The organism is Agitococcus lubricus, from assembly GCF_003051055.1.
GTDB classification, from domain to species: domain Bacteria; phylum Pseudomonadota; class Gammaproteobacteria; order Pseudomonadales; family Moraxellaceae; genus Agitococcus; species Agitococcus lubricus.
The window spans coordinates 64,901-87,349 of the sequence record NZ_QAON01000006.1 but is presented as its reverse complement, the minus strand read 5'-3'; the positions used below and the strand labels follow the sequence as shown (position 1 = coordinate 87,349).

Sequence of the window (22,449 nt, the reverse complement as noted above, 5' to 3'; positions counted from 1 at the left end):
CGGCTTTTGTAGGCAGCATCATATGAAGCCTGAAAAACGTACAAAATTCGTCTATTGCTTAAACCCAATCACTTAGTACTATTCATACCCTAGTCACTACATTGGCGGCAAGCGTTATCTGTTATCATTTAGCAATTGTAGCTCTAATAGATGAAAAAATATGAACTTAGCGATTTTTGACTTAGATAATACCTTGATTGCGGGCGACTCAGACCATGCGTGGGGTGAGTTTTTAGTCAGCAAAGGTTTGGTAGATGCAGCGCGTTATCAACACAAAAACGACCAATTTTATGCCGATTATTGTGCGGGACAATTAGATATTATTGCCTATAGTGAATTTGTGTTTGAGTTTTTAGCGCAACATGAACCCAGTTATTTACAACAATTACATCAACAGTTTATGCAAGAGGTTATTCAGCCATTGCAACTCATCAAAGCACATCAACTGATAGCGCAGCATCGACAGCAGGGCGATAGATTACTGATTATTACAGCAACCAACCGTTTTATTACCCAGCCGATTGCCCAGTCCTTGGGGATTCCTGAATTATTGGCCACGGAGCCAGAGCAAATAGCAGGGCGCTATACGGGTAAAGTGCAGGGCGTACCGTGTTATAAAGAGGGTAAAATTACCCGTTATCAGGCATGGTTAACCGAACAACATGTTCAGTTTGAACAAGTTTATTTTTACTCTGATTCGCATAACGATTTACCTTTATTACAACAAGTCGATATCCCCGTTGCGGTTAATCCAGACGCGAAGTTGTTGGCAGTTGCCCAAGCATCGGGCTGGTCGGTACTTGATTTACGAGGCTAGTCATGTATGCGTATATAGCAAATAAAGATTAGCCGTACAGACATAATAGGGAGCTGGTCTGCGGTTAAGCACCGCTCGTCGCCAAAAACATACCGTTAACCCTTGAAAGGTCTATGAATTGTTAGACTGTTTGACGATTGATTGCGAATATTCCCCCTGCGTTTGTTAATTTGTTGCTGTAGAAAACTTAAGCATAATTGCTACAAAATGTTTCGGCAGTAGTCGAGTAAGTTTCAGGCTATCTATCCTGAGTTGCTAGGGGCAATAGCCCCTGAGAACGACTGACGAAGTAAAAGGGGTGGTACATGACGTTATCGCGCGACATAGTAACAACAGAAGACGAGTTTGCCCTAGAAACCCGTTTATATGTGGTTTTGCGTCGGGCTAGTGGCCGAGTGATAGATTTAGTGTGGTTTAGACAAAATCGCGAATATGCCGATGCCATCTTGGATTATGCCGAATCTATCAGTGACCGTGATGCCAAAGAAACGGCCAAAAAGCTACGCTTTTATCGTCAGTTTTCACATTAAACATCAGTGGATTAGGTGATGAGTAAGCGGCTAGGTGTCACAATCACATCGAGTGGTATATCCCACGCCATGTTAGCTAAACTACCAACTTCTTGACAATCATGGGCAATGCCTACTTTAACTAAGGTGGTCTTTTTTTGATAGGCAAGACTACGGTCATAATACCCACCACCCATGCCAAGTCGATTCCCAGCGTTATCAAAACCGACTAACGGCATGAGTACGATATCCAAATCATCAATCATCAGCCGAGGTCTGTATTGCGGCTCTTTCATTCCATAGCGGTGTTTGGCTAAACGATGCCAACTTGTTATCCGTACAAATGCCAATCGTTGTTTGGGAAAACGTCGTAATACAGGCAAGTAATAGGATTTATGAGCTTGTTGAATGAGAGCGGTAATATCTAACTCACCATCCATTGCGTCATAGATGCCGATTTTTTGAGCCTGCTTAAAAAAAGATTGTTTTTGTAAGCGTTGTATTAGCGCGCGGCTAGCCTGTTTTTGTTGGTAAAAAGTCAACTGTCTTCGCTGATGCCGTAGCTGTTGGCGGAGTTGAGAACGGCCTAAGATATCAGGTGAGCTGTTAAAAAGAACCGTAGCCAAGGGGTAGAGTCTCTTATGAATCAATCATTAAAGCTAAGGCATCATGGCTCTTGCCTATGAGAGGATTTAGGGCAAACTTAGTGTTCTAACTGCCACTGTAAAATGACCTTAATCACATAGCCCATCATGCCGACACCCAGTGCAACAAAGAGGGCAATCATGCCTGTTTTGCCAGCTTTGGCTTCTTTGGCTAGGTCCCAAATGATAAACATTAAAAACAAAATTAATGCAGGAATGCCTAATTGCATGCCTAATTGAGTCAACATTTCATCAGTCATGATAATTTCTCTTGTATTGGTTAAGCAATCACGCAACAGCCATTATGACATTATGAGTTTAACAGGGCTTTCAAGTTTGCTAAGTGTGCACCGCCAATACGTTTTTTCTCGGCAGGCGATTTTTGACTACGGCGACCTTGCCACTCAACTTGGTCTTGCGGTAATTCTTCTAAAAAGCGACTTGGCGTAGTGCTTCTAAAATCAGCACCCGATTTACGGCGTTCGGCTAAGGTAAGGGTGAGTGTTTGTTTGGCACGGGTAATACCGACATACATTAAACGGCGTTCTTCTTCGACCGTATCCGCATCAATACTATTCCGATGTGGCAGCAAATCTTCTTCTAAACCAATCATATACACATGTGGAAACTCTAAACCTTTAGCGGCGTGTAGCGTCATCAGTTGTACACGGTCACTGTCATCCGCTTCTGCTTGTTGTTCAAGTAAATCAATTAAGACCAATTTACGAATGATGGCTTCAATATTTTTATCTTCTTCATCTTCTGCTTTGTTAAGCATATTTTGAATAGAGTTTAATAAAAAATTGATATTTTCTAGACGCACTTCCGCACCTTGAGGCGTGGGGGCAGTTTCACGAATATAGTCCTCATAGGCAATATCACTCAATAATTGCCTAATTTTGGGCACAGGGTCGGTGTTGTCTAAAATTTCACGTTGATGTTCTTCTAACCATGTACCAAATTCATGCAAGCTGACGACTGCTTTTTTTTGCCCTAAATGAGCAGCTAAACCCAACTCTGTACAGGCAGTCAGTAAAGAGACGCCTCGACTTTGTGCGTACACGCCCAATTTTTCTAGCGTAACAGGGCCAATCGCGCGTTTGGGCGTATTAATAATCCGTAAAAAGGCACTGTCATCATCGGGGTTGATAATCAGGCGTAAATAACTCATCACATCTTTAATTTCGGCACGCGAATAAAAAGACGTACCGCCTGATAATTTATAAGGCACTTGTAATTCGCGTAATTGGGTTTCGATGGCTTTCGCCTGAAAGTTCCCTCGATACAAAATGGCATAGTCCTTAAACGTCCGTCGGTTCATCAATTTCGTATTGACTAAATCATTCGCAACATACTCGGCCTCATCACGGTCTGTGGGGCAGGTGATAACACGAATCAAGTCCCCTAAACCATGTTGACTCCAGAGTTTTTTGTCAAAGACGTGAGGATTATTGGCAATGACTGCATTGGCTGCGTTTAAGATGCGTGCCATAGAGCGGTAATTTTGTTCCAGCTTAATGACCTTGAGTTGGGGGTAGTCTTTGGTGAGTTCGACCATGTTCTCAGGACGTGCACCGCGCCACGCATAAATACTTTGGTCGTCGTCGCCCACGGCCGTAAAACGGCCACGCACGCCCACTAATAATTTGACCATTAAATATTGTGCGGTGTTGGTGTCTTGGTATTCGTCAACTAATAAATAATGCACTTTGTCTTGCCATTTTTCTCTAATGGCTTGGTTTTCTTGTAGTAAACGGGTGGGTAGGGCAATTAAGTCATCAAAATCAACGGCATTATAAGCGCGTAGATGGCGTTGATACGCATCATAAATATGCGCTGCCATTAAGTCTTCTTTGGTTTGAGCGACACTGACGGCCTGTACAGGTGGAATGAGGTCATTTTTCCAATCAGAAATTTTTTTGCTAATCCACTTTAATGCCTGTTTTTGGTCAGCCTCGGGACTGTTGTCTTTATGCAATAATTCGCTTAATAAGCGTTGGCAATCGTCAGCATCTAAAATAGAAAAATTATTTTTAAGACCACAGGCATCTAATTCATAACGAATCATCGTCAAGCCTAAGGTATGAAAGGTGGAGACGGTGAGCCCTTTGGCTTCTTTGCCTTGTACCAGCCTACTGACGCGCTCTTTCATTTCTTTGGCCGCTTTATTGGTAAAAGTAACGGCAAAAATTTTATGCGCTTTAATCCCGCATTCATTGATTAAATAGGCAATTTTTCGGGTGATGACCGAGGTTTTGCCTGAACCCGCACCTGCTAAGACTAAGAGTGGGCCATCAATATATTTGACGGCTTCTTGTTGACGGGGATTAAGATTATTCATGGTAGATAGGCAATGCTGCACACAGAAGGGTTGCCTATTCTAAGAAGAAGGTGATGAGGGTGCAACCGTATAAGGGTAACCCGCAAGGTTACCCGAATAAAAATAGCGCTTAACGTTTACCAAACTTATCCATCAATTTATAACCAATCCCCAAAACCGTATCATAATGATTGGGTAATAAACGTTGAATGGCATCTAAGGCTTTGGCGTCTTTGCCAATTAATAGACGTTTTTGATTACTTTCGATGGCGCGGACAATTTGCCGTGCGGCTTCTTCGGCGGTGGTTGCGGCTAATTTATCAAAGTCAGCGGCGAGCTTTTTGGGGTCAGCCGCTTTGCCCATGATGTCGTTATGTACGCGTGCATTACGCGCAATATTGGTTTTTATCCCACCAGGATGCACACAAGTAACATGAATATTGCTGCCATTTAATTCTTGACGCAAGGCTTCGGTAAAGCCTTTAACGGCAAATTTACTGGCATTATAAGCAGATTGAGAAGGCACCCCGATAATACCAAAAATACTGGAAATATTGACGATATGGGCATCTTTTTGCTGACGCAACTGGGGCAAAAAGGCTTCACACCCATTCACTACTCCCCAAAAGTTGATATTTAATACCCATTCAAAATCTTGACGATTCATGGTTTCTACGTTTTGAGAGAGAGCAACCCCTGCATTATTAATAATGACACTGGCGTTTCCTAAGGCACGCGCCACATTGTCGGCAAAAGTTTGTACCGCTTCGCGTTTGGAGACATCCACCGTGGCACTATATACCTTAACCCCGTGTGCCGAGGCGATATCGACCGTCTTTTGTAGATTATCAGCATTTACGTCACATAAGGCTAATTGTGCACCTTGTGCCGCCAGTTGTAGTGCTAATGCCCGACCAATACCTGAACCTGCCCCTGTGACAACAACGATTTTTTGTTCAAGATTCTTCATTATGACCCTCTATTTTTACTATTTTAGTTTTTAGTGGCTGTTAACGGTGTGATTGTGGTTGTGCAGGAGATTTGTTTAGACAAACTTGAGACTGCAAATAACCTAGAGCGTTGCTGTAACAATAGTCATGCTTTGTTACATCGCACAAAAACACCCCTTATCAGTACCACCGTCCTAAAAATAGGCTGTCTGTGGCTAATGGTCAAATCATTTTATTGTCTTAGGCCTGTTAGTCATTAAAGGTAGAGAGAATACGCTAGAATGTGTAAAATATCGCGCATTCATTTTGGGGAAGTCTTATGGGACACAAAACAGCATTATACGAGCAGCATTTAGCCTTAAACGCCCGTATAGTCGATTTTGGTGGGTGGGATATGCCCGTCCAATACAGCTCGGTTTTAGCCGAGCATCATGCAGTACGGCAAGCGGTGGGCATGTTTGATGTCTCACATATGACTTTTTTGGAGCTTACGGGCACAGATGCCATTCCCTATTTGCAACGTATTTTAGCCAATGATGTCACCCGTTTGGCTGTTGCGGGTAAAGCCCTTTATTCGGCGATGCTCAATGAACAAGGGGGCATTATTGATGACCTGATTGTTTATGCTCCCACGGTACATCGACCCAATGTCTGGCGTATTATTGTCAATTGTGGCACCCATGACAAAGATTTAGCATGGATGCAACAACAAGCGCAACATTTTGCCGTTAACCTCATTGAACGTACGGATTTAGCTATGTTGGCAGTACAAGGGCCAACAGCCTACCGTGTGGTGAGTGATGTTTTAGGTGCAGAAGCTGGCGCGATTATTCAAGCCTTAAAAGTCTTTCAAGGGCGAGAATATAATGACTGGTTTATTGCGCGTACGGGATATACAGGCGAAGAAGGGTTAGAAATTTTACTGCCCAACACGCAAGCGGCCGCGCTTTGGCAACAATTATTGGCTGCGCACGTAGTGCCTTGTGGTTTGGCGGCACGCGATACCTTACGTTTAGAAGCAGGTATGAATCTCTACGGTAACGACATGACCGAAGAGACAACGCCGTTAGTCTCTAATATGGCATGGACAGTGACATGGGGACATGACTTTATTGGCAAACCTGCTTTAGTTGCCCAAAAAGAAGCGGGTGTACCGCAACAGCTCGTCGGCTTGGTATTGCTAGATAAAGGCGTATTGCGCGCACATCAGAAAGTGATTATCGATGGTGTGGGTGAAGGCGAGACAACATCGGGTACTTTTTCGCCGACTATGGATAAGTCGATTGCCTTAGCGCGTATTCCAGCAGGTCACTTTGACCACGTGTGGGTAGAGATTCGGGGTAAACGCCTAGCCGCTAAAATCGTTAAGCCTCCCTTTGTGCGTTTGGGTAAAGTGTTAGTGTAAATTTGTATTTATTCCCCCCCTAGTTTAGGGGGAGGCTAGGAGGGGGTTGGGGCAACAAACCCCTCCCTGACCTCCCTTAATAAGGGGAGGAGTATTTTTGGTTTTATAGATAGAGAGAGATGAAAGATGAGCAATACGCCAAGCGAATTAAAATATGCTTCTAGCCACGAATGGGCACGTTTAGAAGGTGATATCGTGGTTGTGGGTATTACTGACCACGCTCAAGAAGCATTAGGTGATTTGGTGTTTGTTGAGTTGCCAGAAGTTGGCGATACCGTTGCCGCAGGTGACGAAGCAGGTGTGGTTGAGTCTGTAAAAGCGGCTTCGGATATTTACGCCCCTGTTTCTGGTGAAGTGGTTGCTATTAACACCGCGTTAGAAGACACACCAGAGTTGATTAACTCTGACCCCTACGGCGAAGGCTGGATGTACAAAATCCGTGTATCTTCAGTTGAAGAGTTAGATGACTTGTTATCAAGCGACGAGTACGACGAGCAAGTTGCTGCTGAGCATTGATTGTGTAGCCCGTGTGATAACACGGGAGTCACTGCATATTTGGTGTCCTGTATGACGCGATGCTCCATACAGGCTACGATTATTGGGTGAGGAGATGACAGCCTCATCCTAACCCTGTCCCTAAAATTAGGGAGGGGAACATGTTGTTTTCCCACGTTTACCGCTTAATCTGAGCAAAATCCCATGCCATTTATTCCGCATACCGACTCTGATGTACGTGCGATGCTCGACACGATGGGTGTTGACAGCGTTAGTGCTTTGTTTGATGAGATTCCTGCCCATTTACGTTGCCAACCCTTAACCGCTATTCCTGATGGTTTAAGCGAAATGGACGCTTTGCGTATTATGCAAGAGCGTAGCCAACAAGATGCAGGTGCTTTGTGTTTTATTGGCGCAGGTGCTTATGAGCATCATATTCCTGCGGCTGTATGGGATTTAGTGGCTCGTGGCGAATTTATGACTGCTTATACACCGTATCAAGCAGAAGCCTCACAAGGCACGTTACAAGTTATTTATGAATTCCAAAGTATGATGGCACACATTACGGGTATGGATGTGTGTAACGCCTCGGTGTATGACGGTGCATCTGGTTTATCTGAAGCAGTGTTAATGGCGATTCGCGCCCATAAAAAATCCAAATCTAGACGTATTCTGATGCCAAAGACTGTATCGCCCTTATATCGTAGTGCGGTCAAAGCCATTGTTGAAATGCAAGGCATTGAATTAGTTGAATTAGATTATCAACAAGATAACGGCACAATCAATCCTGCCAGTTTAGAAGCCTTTAGTGGTCAAGATTATGCTGCCTTAGTGATTCCTTATCCTAACTTCTTTGGCGCATTAGAAGACGTTGACACCTTAACACGTTGGGCAGAGGCCAATAATATTTTGGTGATTGCTGTGGTTAACCCAATGGCATTAGCTATCTTAACACCACCCAACGAATGGGGTAATAAAGGCGCGGATATTGTTGTCGGTGAAGGTCAGCCTTTTGGTATTCCTTTATCTTCTGGCGGCCCTTATGTCGGTTTCTTGTCGTGTAAACAAGAACACGTTCGCCAAATGCCGGGGCGTATTATTGGCCGTACCGTGGATTTAGAAGGTAAAACAGGTTTTGCCTTAACTTTACAAGCGCGTGAACAACATATTCGTCGTGCCAAAGCCACGTCCAATATTTGTACTAATCAAGGCTTAGCCATGACTGCGGCGACCATTTATTTAAGTTTAATGGGTGCAGAAGGTTTAGAGCGTGTTGCCTTAGCTTCTCACCATAATATTCAAACGTTAACCCAGCAAGTTAGTCAAATTGCAGGGGTAAAGCGTGTGTTTGATAACGTGGTTTTCCATGAAGTGGTATTACAGTTAGATAAACCAGTTGCCCCTGTTTTAGCCAAAATGGCGGAATTAGGCGTGTTGGGTGGTTTGGATTTAAGTCCTTATTATCCAGAATTAGGCAATGCCTTATTGGTTTGTACCACCGAAACCAAAAATGCCGCTGATTTAGCGCGTTTTGCTCAAGCATTAACACAAGCTTTAGCTGCTTAGGAAAATGACCATGACCTTAATTTTTGAACGTTCCCAAGAAGGCCGTCGTGCGACTTCTCAAGCACCTTTAGTTCGTCAGGAAGCCACTGATATTCCTGCACAATTCCGTCGTAAAAAATCGGCTGTGTTGCCAGAAGTATCTGAGCTGCAAGTTGTCCGTCACTACACCAATTTATCGCGCAAAAACTTTAGTATTGATACTCAGTTTTATCCGCTTGGCTCTTGTACGATGAAATACAACCCACGTGGTGCGCATAAAGGTGCAATGATGTCTGGCTTTTTAGGTCGTCATCCTTTAGCACCCGTTACGCACTCTCAAGGCTTTTTGGCTTGTATGTATGACTTGCAAGAAGTCTTGAAAGAAGTGACAGGCATGAAAGGTGTGTCCTTAACACCAGCCGCAGGTGCACAAGGTGAGTTTGCAGGTGTGGCGATGATTCGTGCCTATCACCAAGCACGTAACGACCATGAGCGTAGCGAAATGTTAATTCCTGCGGCTGCACATGGTACAAACCCAGCAACCGCCGTGATGTGTGGTTATAAGGTGCGTGAAATTCCTGTGCTTGCCAATGGTGACGTGGATGTTGAAGCCTTAAAATTAGCGGTTGGCCCACAAACTGCGGGTTTGATGATGACTAACCCATCAACCTGTGGTGTGTTTGAACAACAAATCGACCAAATTGCCCAAATCGTTCACGAAGCAGGCGGTTTGTTATATTACGATGGTGCAAACTTAAACGCGATTTTAGGTAAAGTTAGACCCGGTGACATGGGTTTTGACGTATTACACATGAACCTACACAAAACCTTTGCCACACCACACGGTGGTGGTGGGCCGGGTGCAGGCCCTGTGGGTGTGGGTGAGCGTTTATTACCATTTTTACCAACACCGATTGTTGGTAAAGAAGCAGATGGCCGTTATCGTTGGTTAGACAAAAATGACTTGCCACAAAGTATTGGTCATTTATCTGCGTTTATGGGTAATGCTGGCGTATTGTTGCGTGCTTATTTTTATGCGGCTGTGTTGGGTCGTGAAGGTTTGCATCGTGTGGGTGAATACTCAACACTCAATGCCAACTACTTAATGCACAAATTAGCACAAGCTGGCTTGCAATTAGCCTATCCAGAGCGTCGTGCTTCGCATGAGTTTATTATTACCTTTGCCAAAGAAGCGAAGACCTTGGGTGTATCGGCAATGGATATTGCTAAGCGTTTGTTGGACTATGGTTTCCATGCACCAACAACATACTTCCCATTGTTAGTACCGGAGTGCTTTTTGATTGAGCCAACCGAAACCGAAGCCAAAGATGAATTAGACAACTTTGCGACGGCTTTAGTTAAAATTTTGGAAGAGGCCAAAACCGAACCAGAATTGGTCAAAGGCGCACCGCATACCATGCCTGTTCGCCGTTTAGATGACGTACGTGCCGCGCGTGAGTTAGATTTAGTCTGGCAGCCTAAAGCAGAGTAAAGCTCTCAATAGAAAAAGGCGCAATGTTGCGCCTTTTTTCTTTGCCAATGTTATTTTCGGATATTCTAATGAAAACTCTCTCCCTTAAAAAATACGAAGACCGCCGTTTACGCGAAGGTCATTTATGGATTTACTCCAACGAAATTGATACCGCAAAAACACCCCTCAAAACACTCAACGCTGGTGAACAAGTCGTGATTGAGGACTTTGCAGGTAAAAAATTAGGGATTGCCACTGTTAGCCCACAATCTTTAATTTGTGCGCGTTTAATTAGTCGTGATGTCAAACATCCTTTAGATAAATCGTTATTGGTGCATCGTATCAATCAAGCCTTAAGTTTACGCGAACGTTTTTATCCTGAACCGTATTATCGTTTAGTGTATGGCGATAGTGATGGTTTATGCGGTTTAGTGGTAGACAGATTTGGTGATTATTGTGTGGTACAAACCACCACCGCAGGCATGGAATTGGTGAAAGATGAGATTGTTCAGGCCTTAGTAAAAGTGCTTAATCCACAAGGCATTTTGTTTAAAAATGATAGCAAAGCGCGTGCTTTAGAAGGCTTGGCGAGTTATATCGAAGTGGCTTATGGCGAAGTACCCGGTTTAGTGCCTTTGGTTGAAAATGGCGTTAAATTTTTTGCGCCTGTGTATGAAGGACAAAAAACGGGTTGGTTTTATGACCATCGTGAATCACGCGCTCAATTACAACGTGTTGTTAAGGGCAAACGCGTCTTAGATGTGTTTTCTTATGCAGGCAGTTGGGGCGTACAAGCCGCCGCGTTTGGTGCGGCCGAAGTCACTTGTGTGGATGCCTCGGAATTTGCCTTAGAGATTGTGCAAAAGAATGCCCAAGCTAATGGCTTAGAAAATGTAAAAACCTTACAAGGTGATGCGTTTACGGTATTGACTCAGCTAAAACAGCAAGGCGAACAGTTTGACGTGATTGTCTTAGACCCACCTGCATTTATGCAAAAACGTAAAGACCATGCTAATGGTTTACAAGCTTATCGTCGCATTAATGAATTGGCGATGCGTTTGTTGGTTAAAGATGGGGTGTTGGTCTCTGGCTCTTGTTCAATGCACTTAAAAACCGAAGAGTTGGTCGATGTGATTCGTGGCGCAAGTCGTCATTTAGATAAAACTACACAAGTAGTGTTTATTGGTGGGCAGGGGGCAGACCATCCTGTTCATCCAGCCATTCCAGAAACATCCTACTTAAAATGTGTGATGGCAAGGGTGTTGGGGGCTTAAATAAAAAAGGGCATCGAAAGATGCCCTGTGATTACTCTTTATACTTAAATGGCATCGGCAATTTACTATTCAAATAGTCATCACTTTGTACCATACGTTGTACCCCCAACATCACTGCATAGGGTGCGTTGCGTTGTACATAGTTCGTTGCCCATGCAGGGGCTAATCCACCAGGGTCTAAATACCCTTCAGATTCTAAACGTGTTTTACCACCGCCTAATGGGGTAAATGTTACCGTCATATTCATTGCCAAAATGCGAACTAAGGTGGGTTGCTCAGGCATGAAATTAGGCACAGCGGTAATATTAAAACGTAAAAAGCCTTTTTGTGGGGTATAAGGCTCAATCACATTATGTAAAATCACATCACGGTCAGGCAGACCATAGGGCGCACTAAAGACTTGATAATAATAGAGCTCGGTTGGTGAGACTTTTTTGAGTAAACGGGATTGTCTGGCCTTAAAGTACCAGCGTGGATAGTTTTCATAATCAAAATGCAAACGTGCCACAGCTTCTAGCGGTGCGTCAACAATCATATCCACCTTAAACGAGCGTATACGTTTACCGTCTTCCCGTTTGGAATAGGTTTTGATATCACGTCGGGCATCATTTTTGACAAGTTGCCATTCATCAGGATTGGTATCACGGAGTTCGCTTAAGTCATCATTAGCAGCATAAGTGCCAGCCGATAGGCTAGACAACAGCATGACGCTAATTATTCCCCATTTTTTTAACATGATTAAACCTCAGTGGTGCGGTTGTGGTTATAACATGGTGATATGAAACACATCATTGCAGTCAAAATGACTAAAATAAAGCATAACGTAGCGGTTTATTTCCTATTTAACGTCTATTTTGCTTGAATAATGTACCTTTTGCCTATTAGGCGCGAGCTTGTATAACACAAACAGATATAAATATCATTAGTAAGTGTCTCGTTATCTATTGTTATGTCACAACAATACAGTTTAAGGCATAACAGAGAGGGTATCTTGTTCAACGATTTTTTTATTGTGATGTTGAGCCAAAGACGCTTTAATACAGTCATAGCCCCTTGAGCTCAATTTCTGTTGAGCACCAACCAGCCAAATGGTACGAGGGATTGTTGACGTGTTAGCGATGAGCCATCGGTCAGCACGAATTTAAGCAAGTTAGAGACTGAAGCCAAAAGCATACGTTATACCAAGATTCTTCATCGCTAAGATGCTTGTGATATGAGAAAAAGTGTTTTGTGCTTCCGCTTATCATCGTGCCTAGATTCAATCAACCTATCAACAGACCTTAATCTATTTTCAACGATAATACATTGTGAGCCAGCATGTTTTCTTGGTTTGAACGCCGCATTAATCCCTATCCTGAAGATGCACCAACAACCCCCAAATTAGGGTTATGGGCATTTATTTATTCTTGTACCGAAGGTTTTAGACCATGGATTATCACTCTCATGTTAGTGACGGGGCTGATTGGTGCATTTGAAGCCTTTCTATTTAGTATGATGGGAAGTGTGGTTGACTGGTTAAATCATTTCAGTCCAACCGAGTTATGGCAAGAAAAAGGTCATTATTTAACGATAATGGCTGTGATGGTCTTAGCTAGTCCTTTGTTGGTCTTACTTCAAGCCCTCGTCAAATTTCAGACCTTACAAGGCAATTTTCCAATGCGTTTGCGCTGGAATTTCCATCGTTTAATGCTCGACCATAGTTTAGGTTTTTATCAAGATGAGTTTGCAGGCCGTGTTTCGGCAAAAGTGATGCAAACAGCATTGGCCGTTCGTGATGCCATTATGGTAATTGCCAATATGGTCATGTTTATGTTGGTGTATTTTATTACGTGTGGTGTTGTCTTACAAAGTTTTGATATGTGGCTGTTACTGCCATTTGCCGTCTGGATACTCCTTTTTGGTTTGGCATTGACCTACTTTATTCCCAAGTTAGGCCGTACTGCCGAGCGTCAAGCCGATGCACGTGCGTTGATGACAGGTCGTATTACCGATGCCTATGCCAACATCAGTACCGTTAAACTATTCTCCTATAGTCAGCGTGAATCGGCTTATGTCAAACATGCAATGCAAGAGTTTATGGTCACGGTACATCAGCAAATGCGTTTGGTCTCTTTGTTTGAAACCGTCAACCAGCTAGTGAATATGATTTTAGTCGCAGGTACCGCAGGCCTCGCCTTATGGTTATGGTCTAAAGGTGATACGTCAGTCGGTGCGGTGGCGGCTTCTACAGCAATGGCTTTACGTTTGAATGGTATTTCCCATTGGATTATGTGGGAGTTAGCGATGTTATTTGAGCATATTGGCACTATTCGTGATGGGATGAGTACATTGTCAAAACCACACAGTATCAGTGATGCTCCGAATGCTAAACCCTTAACGATTCAACAAGGTGAAATTTGTTTTAAGGAGATAGAGTTTGCCTATAATCCTCACAAACGCGTATTTCATAACTTTAATCTCACCATAAAAGCGGGCGAAAAAATTGGTGTCGTGGGTCGTTCAGGTGCAGGAAAAAGTACCTTAGTCAATTTATTATTACGATTTTACGAGGTCAATCGCGGTCAAATTCTGATTGATGGACAAGATATTACCCAAATCACACAGGATTCTTTGCGCAGTCATATTGGTATGGTGACACAGGATACCTCCTTATTACATCGTTCAGTGCGAGATAATTTATTGTATGGTCGACCAGAAGCTCAAGAAGCAGACATGATAGAAGCGGTGACTAAAGCACAGGCTTTAGACTTTATTTTGTCCTTAAAAGATGCAGAAGGGCGTACGGGGTTTGAAGCGCATGTTGGGGAACGTGGCGTAAAATTATCAGGTGGACAACGTCAACGCATTGCGATTGCTCGTGTCATGTTAAAAGATGCTCCTATTCTATTATTAGATGAAGCAACCAGTGCCTTAGACTCTGAAGTCGAAGCTGCGATTCAAACCTGTTTATATCAATTAATGGCAGGGAAGACAGTCATTGCGATTGCGCATCGCTTATCAACGATTGCGGCAATGGATAGGTTAGTCGTAGTCGATGAAGGCAAAATTATTGAGCAAGGGACACATACCGAACTACTAGCCGCTAATGGTTTGTATGCCCGTTTATGGGCAAGACAAAGTGGTGGTTTTTTGGGAGAGGAATGATGCAGAGCAAAAATTATCAAGGTGAAATCACCTTAAGATGAAAAATCTAGCCATCAAATCACTATTTTAATACGCTAAATGCTTATAATCAGCCATCTTTATTGTCATTTGTTTTGGAGTGAATATGGCTGATTTTATTTTGCATCACTATTCGATGTCCCCATTTTCCGAAAAAATCCGTGTCATGCTCGGTTATGCCCAAGTAAATTGGTTGTCATGTGTGACCCGTGAAATGCCACCGCGTCCGTTATTAGCGCGTTTAGCAGGTGGTTATCGTAAAATTCCTGTGGCACAAATGGGCGCAGATATTTTTTGTGATAGCAAAATTATTGCCGCCGAAATTGCGCAATTAAGCCAAAAGCCTCTATTAGCGGTCGAAAATTTAGACGCTGAGCAACAAGCCTATATTAGCAAAGTGGATTTAGATTTATTTTTTGCCAGTTTGTTTGTATCAGGTACCATGACACTCAATATAAAAGTGTTAAAAGCCATGTCTTTATTAGATATCGGTCGTTTTTTAGTTGACCGTATTAATGTTGGTCGTAAAGCACGTGTAAAAGCGGTGAGTCCCTTAAAAGCTAAAGCCGTGATTAAGCAGCATATTGCGGATTTAGAGCAGCGTTTAAGTCAAGAGTTCTTGTTTGGTGCACAACCAACCCATGCCGATTTCTCCACCTATCATAGTTTGTGGTTTATTCACGATTTAGCCGAAGCGCCATTTTTGCAAGGCCATCCTAAATTATTAGCATGGATGGCACGTATGAAAAATTTTGGACATGGCCTCAGTCGTGATGTGAATGAAGCACATGCCTTGCTAGCCGCCAAAGCTGAACCCCGTACGATTCCAGAAACATATCGCCAAGATTTATTAATTGGACATACCGTCACCATTACCCCTGCCGATTATGGTTGCGAACCGACTATGGGTGTTTTAGTGGGTGCAAACACAGAGCGTTATATTGTGGCGCGTCAAGATACAGAGCTAGGCACCTTACACGTTCATTTTCCACGTCAAGGTTATACGCTTAAAGCGATATCTTAAGATAGACAGGGCAAGTTGTATGCAAATACATACAGTGCGTACAACGTGTTTTATACTTTGAGACATACGGTCTCGTTTACTTCATCAATCATGGAATCGTCATGACACAGAGTCAACAAATTAAAATTCCTGCAACCTATATGCGTGGTGGCACTAGTAAGGGAGTGTTTTTTCGTCTCCAAGACTTACCTGAATCCTGCCAAAAAGCGGGCGCTGCCCGTGACCGTTTATTTATGCGCGTCATTGGTAGCCCAGACCCTTATGCCAAACACATTGATGGTATGGGTGGTGCAACATCAAGCACCAGTAAATGTGTGATTTTGTCAAAAAGTAGCCAGCCAGAACACGACGTTGATTATTTATATGGCCAAGTTTCCATCGACAAAGCTTTTGTCGATTGGAGTGGAAACTGTGGCAATTTATCGACTGCTGCGGGAGCATTTGCTATTCATGCGGGTTTAGTTGATGCTGCACGTATTCCTCAAAATGGTATTTGTGTGGTCAGAATTTGGCAAGCCAACATTAACAAAACGATTATTGCCCATGTACCTGTCACGAACGGCCAAGTTCAAGAGCTAGGTGATTTTGAATTAGATGGTGTGACTTTTCCTGCTGCCGAAATCGTTTTAGAGTTTTTAGATCCAGCGGACGAAGGTGAGGGCGATGCGGGTGGCTCAATGTTCCCAACGGGAAATTTAATTGACGATTTAGATGTCCCCAATATGGGCACGTTAAAAGCGACCATGATTACCGCAGGTATTCCAACCGTCTTTGTCAATGCGGAAGACATTGGTTATACAGGTACAGAATTACAAGAAGCCATTAACAGTGATGCCAAAGCATTGGCTAAATTTGAAGCGATTCGTGTTGCGGGTGCTTTACGTATGGGTTTAATTAAACACCCAGATGAAGCATTAACCCGTCAACACACACCAAAAATTGCTTTTGTTGCACAACCCAAAGATTATATTTCATCCAGTGGTAAGCAAGTAAAAGCCAGTGATGTCGATTTGTTGGTTCGTGCCTTATCAATGGGTAAATTACATCATGCCATGATGGGCACAGCCGCTGTTGCCATTGGCACAGCCGCAGCCGTTTCAGGCACATTAGTTAACTTGGCGGCAGGGGGCGGTGAGCGTCAAGCAGTACGTTTTGGCCATCCATCAGGCACATTACGCGTCGGTGCAGAAGCTAAACAAGTGAATGGTGAATGGACAGTCACTAAAGCCATCATGAGCCGCAGTGCACGCATTATTATGGAAGGGGTAGTGCGAGTACCAGCCGATACGATGTAATGACCTAAAGACCACGGATGGAGCATTTCCATCGTGGTCTACCCTCTAAAATGATTGTTTTTTATACCATGTGCCATGAAAAAGCAGCCATTTATCGCCTATTACAAAAATACGACTGTCTGACAGGTTTATCCCTTTGGCAAAATTGCGAAAACGCGGCATAATCAGGAGATGATAAAACGATGCTTGCTCAATCCATAGTAATACCCTAAGCAAGCACTACAACAAAAATAGGGCGCGTTTATGACCACTAAGCCTAAATTTGCTATGTTACCTTTATTGTGTGCCATGGCGAGTGTCTCACATGCGGAATTAGAAGCCTTATCTGAAAATGCGCTCAGTGAAGCAACAGGTGAAGGCATTGCATTTGTTTTTGACGATATTCGTTTTGTAACAGCACCAACGAGCTATATCGAACTGGTGGGCGGAACGCCTGTAGGTACCACCGATTTGCAACGCGCCGATGTCCGTTATTATGGTATGTCATGGACACCTGGTGGGACATCTGGGACTAATTTTGATGGTTCAGCTTGTTCTGCGGGCGATGTTCGTTGTCCACTAGGCACGGGTACGTTTAGTATGGCTGCCCATGACAACCCCTTCTTACTCCGTGTATTTGACTATAATCAAATTGAGTTTGATGGTGTTAGTCGTAATCGTACAGTGTTAGAGTTTTTAGGCCCAACCAATCAACCTACATGGCGCTTTGCAATTTGGGGTGAGGCCGAGGTTGGTCGCCCAGCGAGCGGCGTTAATGATTGTGATGGTAACGGTGGTGTGACAGATGACCGTTGTTATTTACAATCCCAAATGATTATTATGGGAAAGGCGACTACCACCAAGTATGGTAATAAAGGTGCGGCCATGCGCTTTACAACGTCATCAGACCCTGCCGACCCAACCTATGCCTTAGTATATGATAGTCATCTTACAGGTGATTTTCGCCTCAGCTTTAATCAAAAAAATAATACAGATGGTATGGGAGTCGTACCTAATTTTAGTGATAATGAAGGTATGTTCTTAAAAGGAGTGCAAGCGCATGTTCCTTTAGGGCAATTGCACTATCAGTCGATGACCTTTAAGGCAACCAGTCCAACTAGCCCAATACAAAAATATAATGCTCCTTTAGGTAACGTGACTACAGAAATTACTCAAATTCCCAATAATCCTTCTGTCTACAATGATTTTTATAGTGCACCTACGGTAGGTTGTACAGGTGCTAACTGTGGTTATCAACGTACAAATCGTCCTGCACGTTATAACGAGACGCATGGTTTTATTGTATGGGGGCAGTCAGGTAACGCTAATGATACAGGTACAGTCGCAAATCGCTCCATAGACCAAACTGATGGTCTATATTATGTGGGCGTTTCTAATTTTGTCCCTTTTGCCTCGCGTCCTGATACGAGCAATATGGATGTGGCAACAACACCTACTTTATCTTATACCTTGACTCCTCGCCAAGTAGTCAACTTGGGAGATAGTCAAGTTGATGGTTTATTGGTTCACCATTTATACGTCAAGATGTTGGGAGCAAACTGATGAATAAGTATAAAAAAAGTCTGCTCTGTTTATGTCTTTCATCTATTTCAAGTGGTGTTTGGGCAGACAAAGTTCCCTTAGACGACCAAGAGTTACGTGGAACAACGGGGCAAGCTGGTGTGGCACTTGACTTAGAGATGCGCCTTAATGCAAATGCGGATGGTTCACCGTTGGCAGCTGCTCCGTACAATAGCTGTACTGGATTAAATGGCAATAATGCCTGTCGCATGGCTTGGCAAGCTAATAATAGAACTAACGAATGGTTAGTATATAAAAACTTTTATATGGTGCTAAAACTGAATAATCTGCGCTTAGATGCAACCACATTGCCCTCTACCTCTAGTGTTTATGCGGATGCCAATCGTTTTAAGGATAGTACGGGGGCATGTATTTTAGCGGGATGTACTCCAAATGGTCTGCCTGCATTAAAACTCAGTTTTGCAGGTAATGCGACGACAACAGAAGTGGACTATGAAATTTTAGCGAATGGTGTGTTGTCAATGGAAGTCTCTGCCGCGGGATATAGCGCCAGTACCAATCCTGGTTATAACGGCTTTAGAGTCGCAGATAGTAATGGTGCTTATGTCAGTGGTCAAAATTTAACAGCCAAGATAGATATTGATGGTCGTGTTTTAGTCTATGGATTCTAAGGTTTTAGTTATGCAAGCAATAAATAAATATAAAAACATAATCACAGTTCTTGCACTAAGTCTTTGTCAGCAACAGGCATATGCATGGACAGAACTCGAAAATAACGAATTAGATGCCGTTGTTGGTCAAGCCTTATTTGTGGCGGATAAAATTACAGGGCCTGCAGGTGGCTCAACATTTGATGACTTTACTTTCTATCGTGTTGGTTTAGATGTTGAGTTAGGACTCAACGCTAACGTTAATAAGTTTCAGTTAGGATGTAATGGTGTTAATGATAATCTCGTAGTGGGGTGTGATATTGATATTGACTTTTTTAGTTTTATGGGTAGAAGTGGCTCTGCTCAAGGCGCTGCAGCGACCAGTAGTTTTATTTTGACACGACCTTACTTTGAGTTTGCGATTAAAAATGATAATACCGCCAGCTTACGTGAAATTGTAGGTTATAAGATTGGTTCGCAGTTTGCTGATGGTATGATGGGTATTGGCCGTTTATATAACAACGGTGAAATGAATATAGAAGAAGATTTTGCCAATGATGGCTTATACAATGGCAATGGTGGTATTTGTAATACCAGTACTGCGGCAAACAATGCAGCAGGTCGTGCCTCTTGTCACTCAGGCATTAACTTTATTAGTGGTAACTTAGGTTTTGAAATGTCTGGTTACACACCAATTAGTGTGTTAGGTGGAGTGGGTACTGCTGATGCTTGTTTTGGCCACGTGACTGCAGGCAATGCTGATGCAATAGCAAACTGTGGGCCTGGCAATAAGTTTTTTGCCAGTGCAGTCGGCACGAGGATGAGTAACGTCTTAATTCCAAATATTCCCTTAAATGTGTATAACCGCTCTTTTGCATTGGCTTTATTAGGGATTGACCAAGCATTCGCTGATGTAAAAGAAAGTCTAAAAATGATTCATCAAATTAGTATTGATGGCAGTGTGCCTGATAGTTTTGGTATGTCATCTCAGCGTGAGCGAGTTTCTTATCCAAATTTTGCAGGTACTGCCTTTTCTACACCTGCTAATACAGGTTGGTGGTTTAATTTACCAGGATTAAGAATTTTGAATTTGCCTGCAAATGCGCCGCCAATTAATGCGATAGGTGATGTTATTGCTGCCTTGAATGAAGGGGTAAACCTCGAAAACCTTGATTTAGGTGTAGGGACAGTTGATAACTGTTTTGGTACGCTAAAATTTTGTTAGGACAAACATCATGGCTAAAAAATACAATAAACGCGTTTGTCATATATTAGCGAGTGTTTTATCTACTACTGCGATACCAGTATATGCATTGGATGCTCTGAATGACGAGTCTTTAGGTGAGGTTGCGGGTCAAGATGGTATTCAATTGATGTCTGTTGCCAGTCAAGTCACCGCAGAGCGTGCTTATTGGCAAGAAGATGGAAGAGAGTTACAACTTCGTAGCTTGAGTATTACCCCCAAATCAGTGTCTGATTTTACCTTAGCAACCATTGGCGTTGATATTGGTTCGAGTACGGCGACTGCATCGGGTACACCAGCTGTTTCAATCAATGTGGTTGTTCCCCCTATTACGCTATCTTTCGGTCAACTATGTGTCACTGCGGCCAATGCTGCCAATTGTGGCGTTAATGGTGCGAGTAATCCTAAGACAATGGGGGAGCTTGCATTACTCACGAATCAAAATAGTACCATTAGTTTTTTTAATACCAATGGTTTTTTTGATAGTACATCGAGTAATGCGCGCATACGTGTCAATATTAATGATGCGGAGTTGTATTTGGCACAAACCTTTAATGGGCGCCGCAGCTTAGCGATTTTAGATAATCTTATTATTAATAGCCGTTTTGATGGTAAATTTGCTATTGATGCAACTGAGGGGATTCGTGCACAAGGGACGCTTTCTCTCATTCGCTCAGGTTTGAATAATGGCTTCCAATTTGATATTTCTCATAATGAAGGTATACCAACAGGTTTTACCAATGTAGGTTCAAAAGGTATGTTGCGTGTGGGGATTTCAGGAACAATTAATAACTTTGATTTTAGAATGCGTCCAGATAATAGCCTCATGGGGAGTGGTTCGGGGATTAAAATCAGTACTAGCGGTATTTTGTCCAGCGGTAACTTTGCACTTGAGCTTTCAGAGGCGGGTAATGGTACAGGTGCTGATGGTATCCGTTTTTCTCAATGGGTAGATTTTTCTAACGGTGCTGCAATATCTCCTTCTAGTCCATATATTAGCTTGGGCGATATGTATCTTAATCTCTTAGGCTCGGGTGTGACAGTCCCTGCACTCACTAGTCCTGTTTCGAGCTTAGCATTTAGTCCATGGACAACGGTGGATAATGCATTATTTGTCGCAGTACGTGATTTAAACTTCCAAGCCTATGCAAAAGTGATTAGCTTTTTTGATGTGGATACTAACGTCGCACATGCTCAAAATTGGGCATTTATTAGTACTCTCCATGATTTAGATGCAAATTTAGTAATGATGGGTGGCGGTCATCCTAGTCTTGCTGCGGCACAACAACGCGGTATCGGCTTTGACATGCAATTGACGACCAAAGGCCGTAATGCGTCAGGCACTGAGGGTACCCATATTTTAGTAGCTGACCCTGCTGTTGGGACTTATTTAGGTTGGCGTAATGTCAATCTAGCTGCTGAGATTAGGCAAGGCCAATTGTATGTGGCTGATACGGTGAATGACGGTGTGAATGGTATTCGTATCAGTGCTGAAAGTTTAAAACTTTCCGCGAGTGGCCAGTTTGCCGTCGGGCAGTTGCCGGATGGCGGCTCGATTACTAGTATGCCAACAACAGGACACGGCTTTGGTTTGGCAATTGATATAGAAAGTGGCTCTGGTACACATTTAACCTTTTCACCTCCAACGTCAGGTAACTATTTAGGCTTTAGTGGCTCTTTGCGATTTGGTGATACGCCTTTAGATGGTGATACCGTAAATAGTAACTCGATTACGTTGAGTGAACCTAGTTCTACAGGTGGCAATAGTCCTCGTTTTCAATATGGTGACATTACAGGGCGTATTGATATTGTGAATGGTAAAATTGATACTGTCAGTGATGCACTAAATGATTCCATCACCTTCGAGTATACCTTAGATATATCACCTGATGCTGGTATTTATACCGCTAACGATGTTCAGGTTATTACAGGTGGAGCATCGCCTCAAACCTACCGTTTTGGTCAATTAGTTATCCCTAGTGGTCAACTTTATACTAAACTGACATTAAAGCCCCAGTAATTATTTGGCTGGCGCTACTCTTAGAGTAGCGTTAAATAAAAATAACTCGATGCGTCGCTAAAAATCTATTCCATATCGATTGAATCATCAGAATAGCGACTACA

At 43.0% G+C, this 22,449-nt stretch carries 19 protein-coding genes; 14 read left to right on the top strand and 5 right to left on the bottom strand.

All coding sequences use genetic code 11. The features are described from left to right. The first annotated feature begins 160 nt into the window (after positions 1–160). Together C8N29_RS07830 and C8N29_RS07825 are read left to right on the top strand one after the other, a co-directional pair. On the top strand, positions 161–817 hold the full coding sequence (locus C8N29_RS07830) for a histidinol-phosphatase (RefSeq protein ID WP_107865505.1): 657 nt from the start codon (positions 161–163) through the stop codon (positions 815–817). Positions 818–1,122: 305 nt separating this feature from the next. Beyond that, positions 1,123–1,347 (top strand): hypothetical protein, encoded by a 225-nt coding sequence (locus tag C8N29_RS07825; protein ID WP_107865504.1) that lies wholly within the window; start codon positions 1,123–1,125, stop codon positions 1,345–1,347. An 11-nt stretch (positions 1,348–1,358) separates the two neighbouring features. Here the strand turns inward: C8N29_RS07825 and C8N29_RS07820 are convergent, their stop codons facing one another. The 4 genes from C8N29_RS07820 to C8N29_RS07805 form a co-directional block, all read right to left on the bottom strand. Then, positions 1,359–1,952, bottom strand: coding sequence for a 5-formyltetrahydrofolate cyclo-ligase (locus tag C8N29_RS07820; RefSeq protein ID WP_170106930.1), 594 nt, complete (start codon positions 1,950–1,952; stop codon positions 1,359–1,361). Between the two features lie 77 nt (positions 1,953–2,029). Further along, on the bottom strand, positions 2,030–2,230 hold the full coding sequence (locus C8N29_RS07815) for a DUF2788 domain-containing protein (RefSeq protein ID WP_204509300.1): 201 nt from the start codon (positions 2,228–2,230) through the stop codon (positions 2,030–2,032). A gap of 50 nt (positions 2,231–2,280) precedes the next feature. After that, positions 2,281–4,311 carry a DNA helicase Rep gene (rep, locus tag C8N29_RS07810; protein ID WP_107865502.1) on the bottom strand — a complete coding sequence of 677 codons (2,031 nt, stop codon included), beginning with the start codon at positions 4,309–4,311 and terminating at the stop codon, positions 2,281–2,283. A 109-nt stretch (positions 4,312–4,420) separates the two neighbouring features. Further along, positions 4,421–5,260: an SDR family NAD(P)-dependent oxidoreductase gene (locus C8N29_RS07805; protein ID WP_107865501.1), complete on the bottom strand. Its 840-nt coding sequence runs from the start codon at positions 5,258–5,260 to the stop codon at positions 4,421–4,423. Between the two features lie 299 nt (positions 5,261–5,559). Here C8N29_RS07805 and gcvT point away from each other — a divergent pair, with 299 nt between their 5' ends. The 5 genes from gcvT (at position 5,560) to C8N29_RS07780 (ending at position 11,430) form a co-directional block, all read left to right on the top strand. Continuing rightward, entirely contained in the window at positions 5,560–6,645 is a 1,086-nt protein-coding gene (gene gcvT / locus C8N29_RS07800; protein ID WP_107865500.1) for a glycine cleavage system aminomethyltransferase GcvT, read from the top strand. A 126-nt stretch (positions 6,646–6,771) separates the two neighbouring features. Then, complete coding sequence (gene gcvH, locus C8N29_RS07795) at positions 6,772–7,161, top strand: glycine cleavage system protein GcvH (protein ID WP_107865499.1); 390 nt, start codon at positions 6,772–6,774, stop codon at positions 7,159–7,161. A gap of 183 nt (positions 7,162–7,344) precedes the next feature. Next, entirely contained in the window at positions 7,345–8,706 is a 1,362-nt protein-coding gene (gcvPA, locus tag C8N29_RS07790; protein ID WP_107865498.1) for an aminomethyl-transferring glycine dehydrogenase subunit GcvPA, read from the top strand. Between the two features lie 10 nt (positions 8,707–8,716). Further along, complete coding sequence (gene gcvPB, locus C8N29_RS07785) at positions 8,717–10,177, top strand: aminomethyl-transferring glycine dehydrogenase subunit GcvPB (RefSeq protein WP_239986999.1); 1,461 nt, start codon at positions 8,717–8,719, stop codon at positions 10,175–10,177. Positions 10,178–10,245: 68 nt separating this feature from the next. Next, positions 10,246–11,430 (top strand): class I SAM-dependent rRNA methyltransferase, encoded by a 1,185-nt coding sequence (locus C8N29_RS07780; protein WP_239986997.1) that lies wholly within the window; start codon positions 10,246–10,248, stop codon positions 11,428–11,430. A gap of 31 nt (positions 11,431–11,461) precedes the next feature. On the opposite strand, the gene C8N29_RS07775 is transcribed toward C8N29_RS07780, so the two are convergent. Then, positions 11,462–12,166 carry an SRPBCC family protein gene (locus tag C8N29_RS07775; protein WP_107865496.1) on the bottom strand — a complete coding sequence of 235 codons (705 nt, stop codon included), beginning with the start codon at positions 12,164–12,166 and terminating at the stop codon, positions 11,462–11,464. A gap of 581 nt (positions 12,167–12,747) precedes the next feature. On the opposite strand from C8N29_RS07775, the gene C8N29_RS07770 reads away from it, so the two are divergent. The 7 genes from C8N29_RS07770 (at position 12,748) to C8N29_RS07740 (ending at position 22,345) form a co-directional block, all read left to right on the top strand. Further along, positions 12,748–14,574 (top strand): ABC transporter ATP-binding protein, encoded by a 1,827-nt coding sequence (locus C8N29_RS07770; RefSeq protein ID WP_107865495.1) that lies wholly within the window; start codon positions 12,748–12,750, stop codon positions 14,572–14,574. 124 nt (positions 14,575–14,698) lie between these two features. Continuing rightward, a complete protein-coding gene (locus C8N29_RS07765) occupies positions 14,699–15,616 on the top strand; it encodes a glutathione S-transferase family protein (protein WP_107865494.1) in 918 nt (305 codons plus the stop codon). 101 nt (positions 15,617–15,717) lie between these two features. Further along, the gene (prpF, locus tag C8N29_RS07760; RefSeq protein ID WP_107865493.1) at positions 15,718–16,911 is read left to right on the top strand and encodes a 2-methylaconitate cis-trans isomerase PrpF; all 1,194 of its coding nucleotides are present in this window, start codon (positions 15,718–15,720) and stop codon (positions 16,909–16,911) included. Between the two features lie 243 nt (positions 16,912–17,154). After that, entirely contained in the window at positions 17,155–18,453 is a 1,299-nt protein-coding gene (locus C8N29_RS07755; RefSeq protein WP_107865492.1) for a hypothetical protein, read from the top strand. Beyond that, a complete protein-coding gene (locus C8N29_RS07750) occupies positions 18,453–19,103 on the top strand; it encodes a DUF6160 family protein (RefSeq protein ID WP_107865491.1) in 651 nt (216 codons plus the stop codon). The genes C8N29_RS07755 and C8N29_RS07750 overlap by 1 nt, the downstream gene beginning before the upstream one ends. A gap of 10 nt (positions 19,104–19,113) precedes the next feature. After that, positions 19,114–20,307: a hypothetical protein gene (locus tag C8N29_RS07745; protein ID WP_146164436.1), complete on the top strand. Its 1,194-nt coding sequence runs from the start codon at positions 19,114–19,116 to the stop codon at positions 20,305–20,307. 10 nt (positions 20,308–20,317) lie between these two features. Beyond that, entirely contained in the window at positions 20,318–22,345 is a 2,028-nt protein-coding gene (locus tag C8N29_RS07740; protein WP_107865489.1) for a hypothetical protein, read from the top strand. The last annotated feature ends 104 nt before the right edge of the window (positions 22,346–22,449 follow it).

Excerpts from the sequence above, each read along its gene's own strand:
- C8N29_RS07830 (WP_107865505.1), top strand. The coding sequence starts at position 161 with ATGAACTTAGCGATTTTTGACTTAGATAATACCTTGATTGCGGGCGAC.
- C8N29_RS07825 (WP_107865504.1), top strand. The coding sequence starts at position 1,123 with ATGACGTTATCGCGCGACATAGTAACAACAGAAGACGAGTTTGCCCTA.
- C8N29_RS07815 (WP_204509300.1), bottom strand. The coding sequence starts at position 2,230 with ATGACTGATGAAATGTTGACTCAATTAGGCATGCAATTAGGCATTCCT.
- rep (WP_107865502.1), bottom strand. The coding sequence starts at position 4,311 with ATGAATAATCTTAATCCCCGTCAACAAGAAGCCGTCAAATATATTGAT.
- C8N29_RS07805 (WP_107865501.1), bottom strand. The coding sequence starts at position 5,260 with ATGAAGAATCTTGAACAAAAAATCGTTGTTGTCACAGGGGCAGGTTCA.
- gcvT (WP_107865500.1), top strand. The coding sequence starts at position 5,560 with ATGGGACACAAAACAGCATTATACGAGCAGCATTTAGCCTTAAACGCC.
- gcvH (WP_107865499.1), top strand. The coding sequence starts at position 6,772 with ATGAGCAATACGCCAAGCGAATTAAAATATGCTTCTAGCCACGAATGG.
- gcvPA (WP_107865498.1), top strand. The coding sequence starts at position 7,345 with ATGCCATTTATTCCGCATACCGACTCTGATGTACGTGCGATGCTCGAC.
- gcvPB (WP_239986999.1), top strand. The coding sequence starts at position 8,717 with ATGACCTTAATTTTTGAACGTTCCCAAGAAGGCCGTCGTGCGACTTCT.
- C8N29_RS07780 (WP_239986997.1), top strand. The coding sequence starts at position 10,246 with ATGAAAACTCTCTCCCTTAAAAAATACGAAGACCGCCGTTTACGCGAA.
- C8N29_RS07775 (WP_107865496.1), bottom strand. The coding sequence starts at position 12,166 with ATGTTAAAAAAATGGGGAATAATTAGCGTCATGCTGTTGTCTAGCCTA.
- C8N29_RS07770 (WP_107865495.1), top strand. The coding sequence starts at position 12,748 with ATGTTTTCTTGGTTTGAACGCCGCATTAATCCCTATCCTGAAGATGCA.
- C8N29_RS07765 (WP_107865494.1), top strand. The coding sequence starts at position 14,699 with ATGGCTGATTTTATTTTGCATCACTATTCGATGTCCCCATTTTCCGAA.
- prpF (WP_107865493.1), top strand. The coding sequence starts at position 15,718 with ATGACACAGAGTCAACAAATTAAAATTCCTGCAACCTATATGCGTGGT.
- C8N29_RS07755 (WP_107865492.1), top strand. The coding sequence starts at position 17,155 with ATGACCACTAAGCCTAAATTTGCTATGTTACCTTTATTGTGTGCCATG.
- C8N29_RS07750 (WP_107865491.1), top strand. The coding sequence starts at position 18,453 with ATGAATAAGTATAAAAAAAGTCTGCTCTGTTTATGTCTTTCATCTATT.
- C8N29_RS07745 (WP_146164436.1), top strand. The coding sequence starts at position 19,114 with ATGCAAGCAATAAATAAATATAAAAACATAATCACAGTTCTTGCACTA.
- C8N29_RS07740 (WP_107865489.1), top strand. The coding sequence starts at position 20,318 with ATGGCTAAAAAATACAATAAACGCGTTTGTCATATATTAGCGAGTGTT.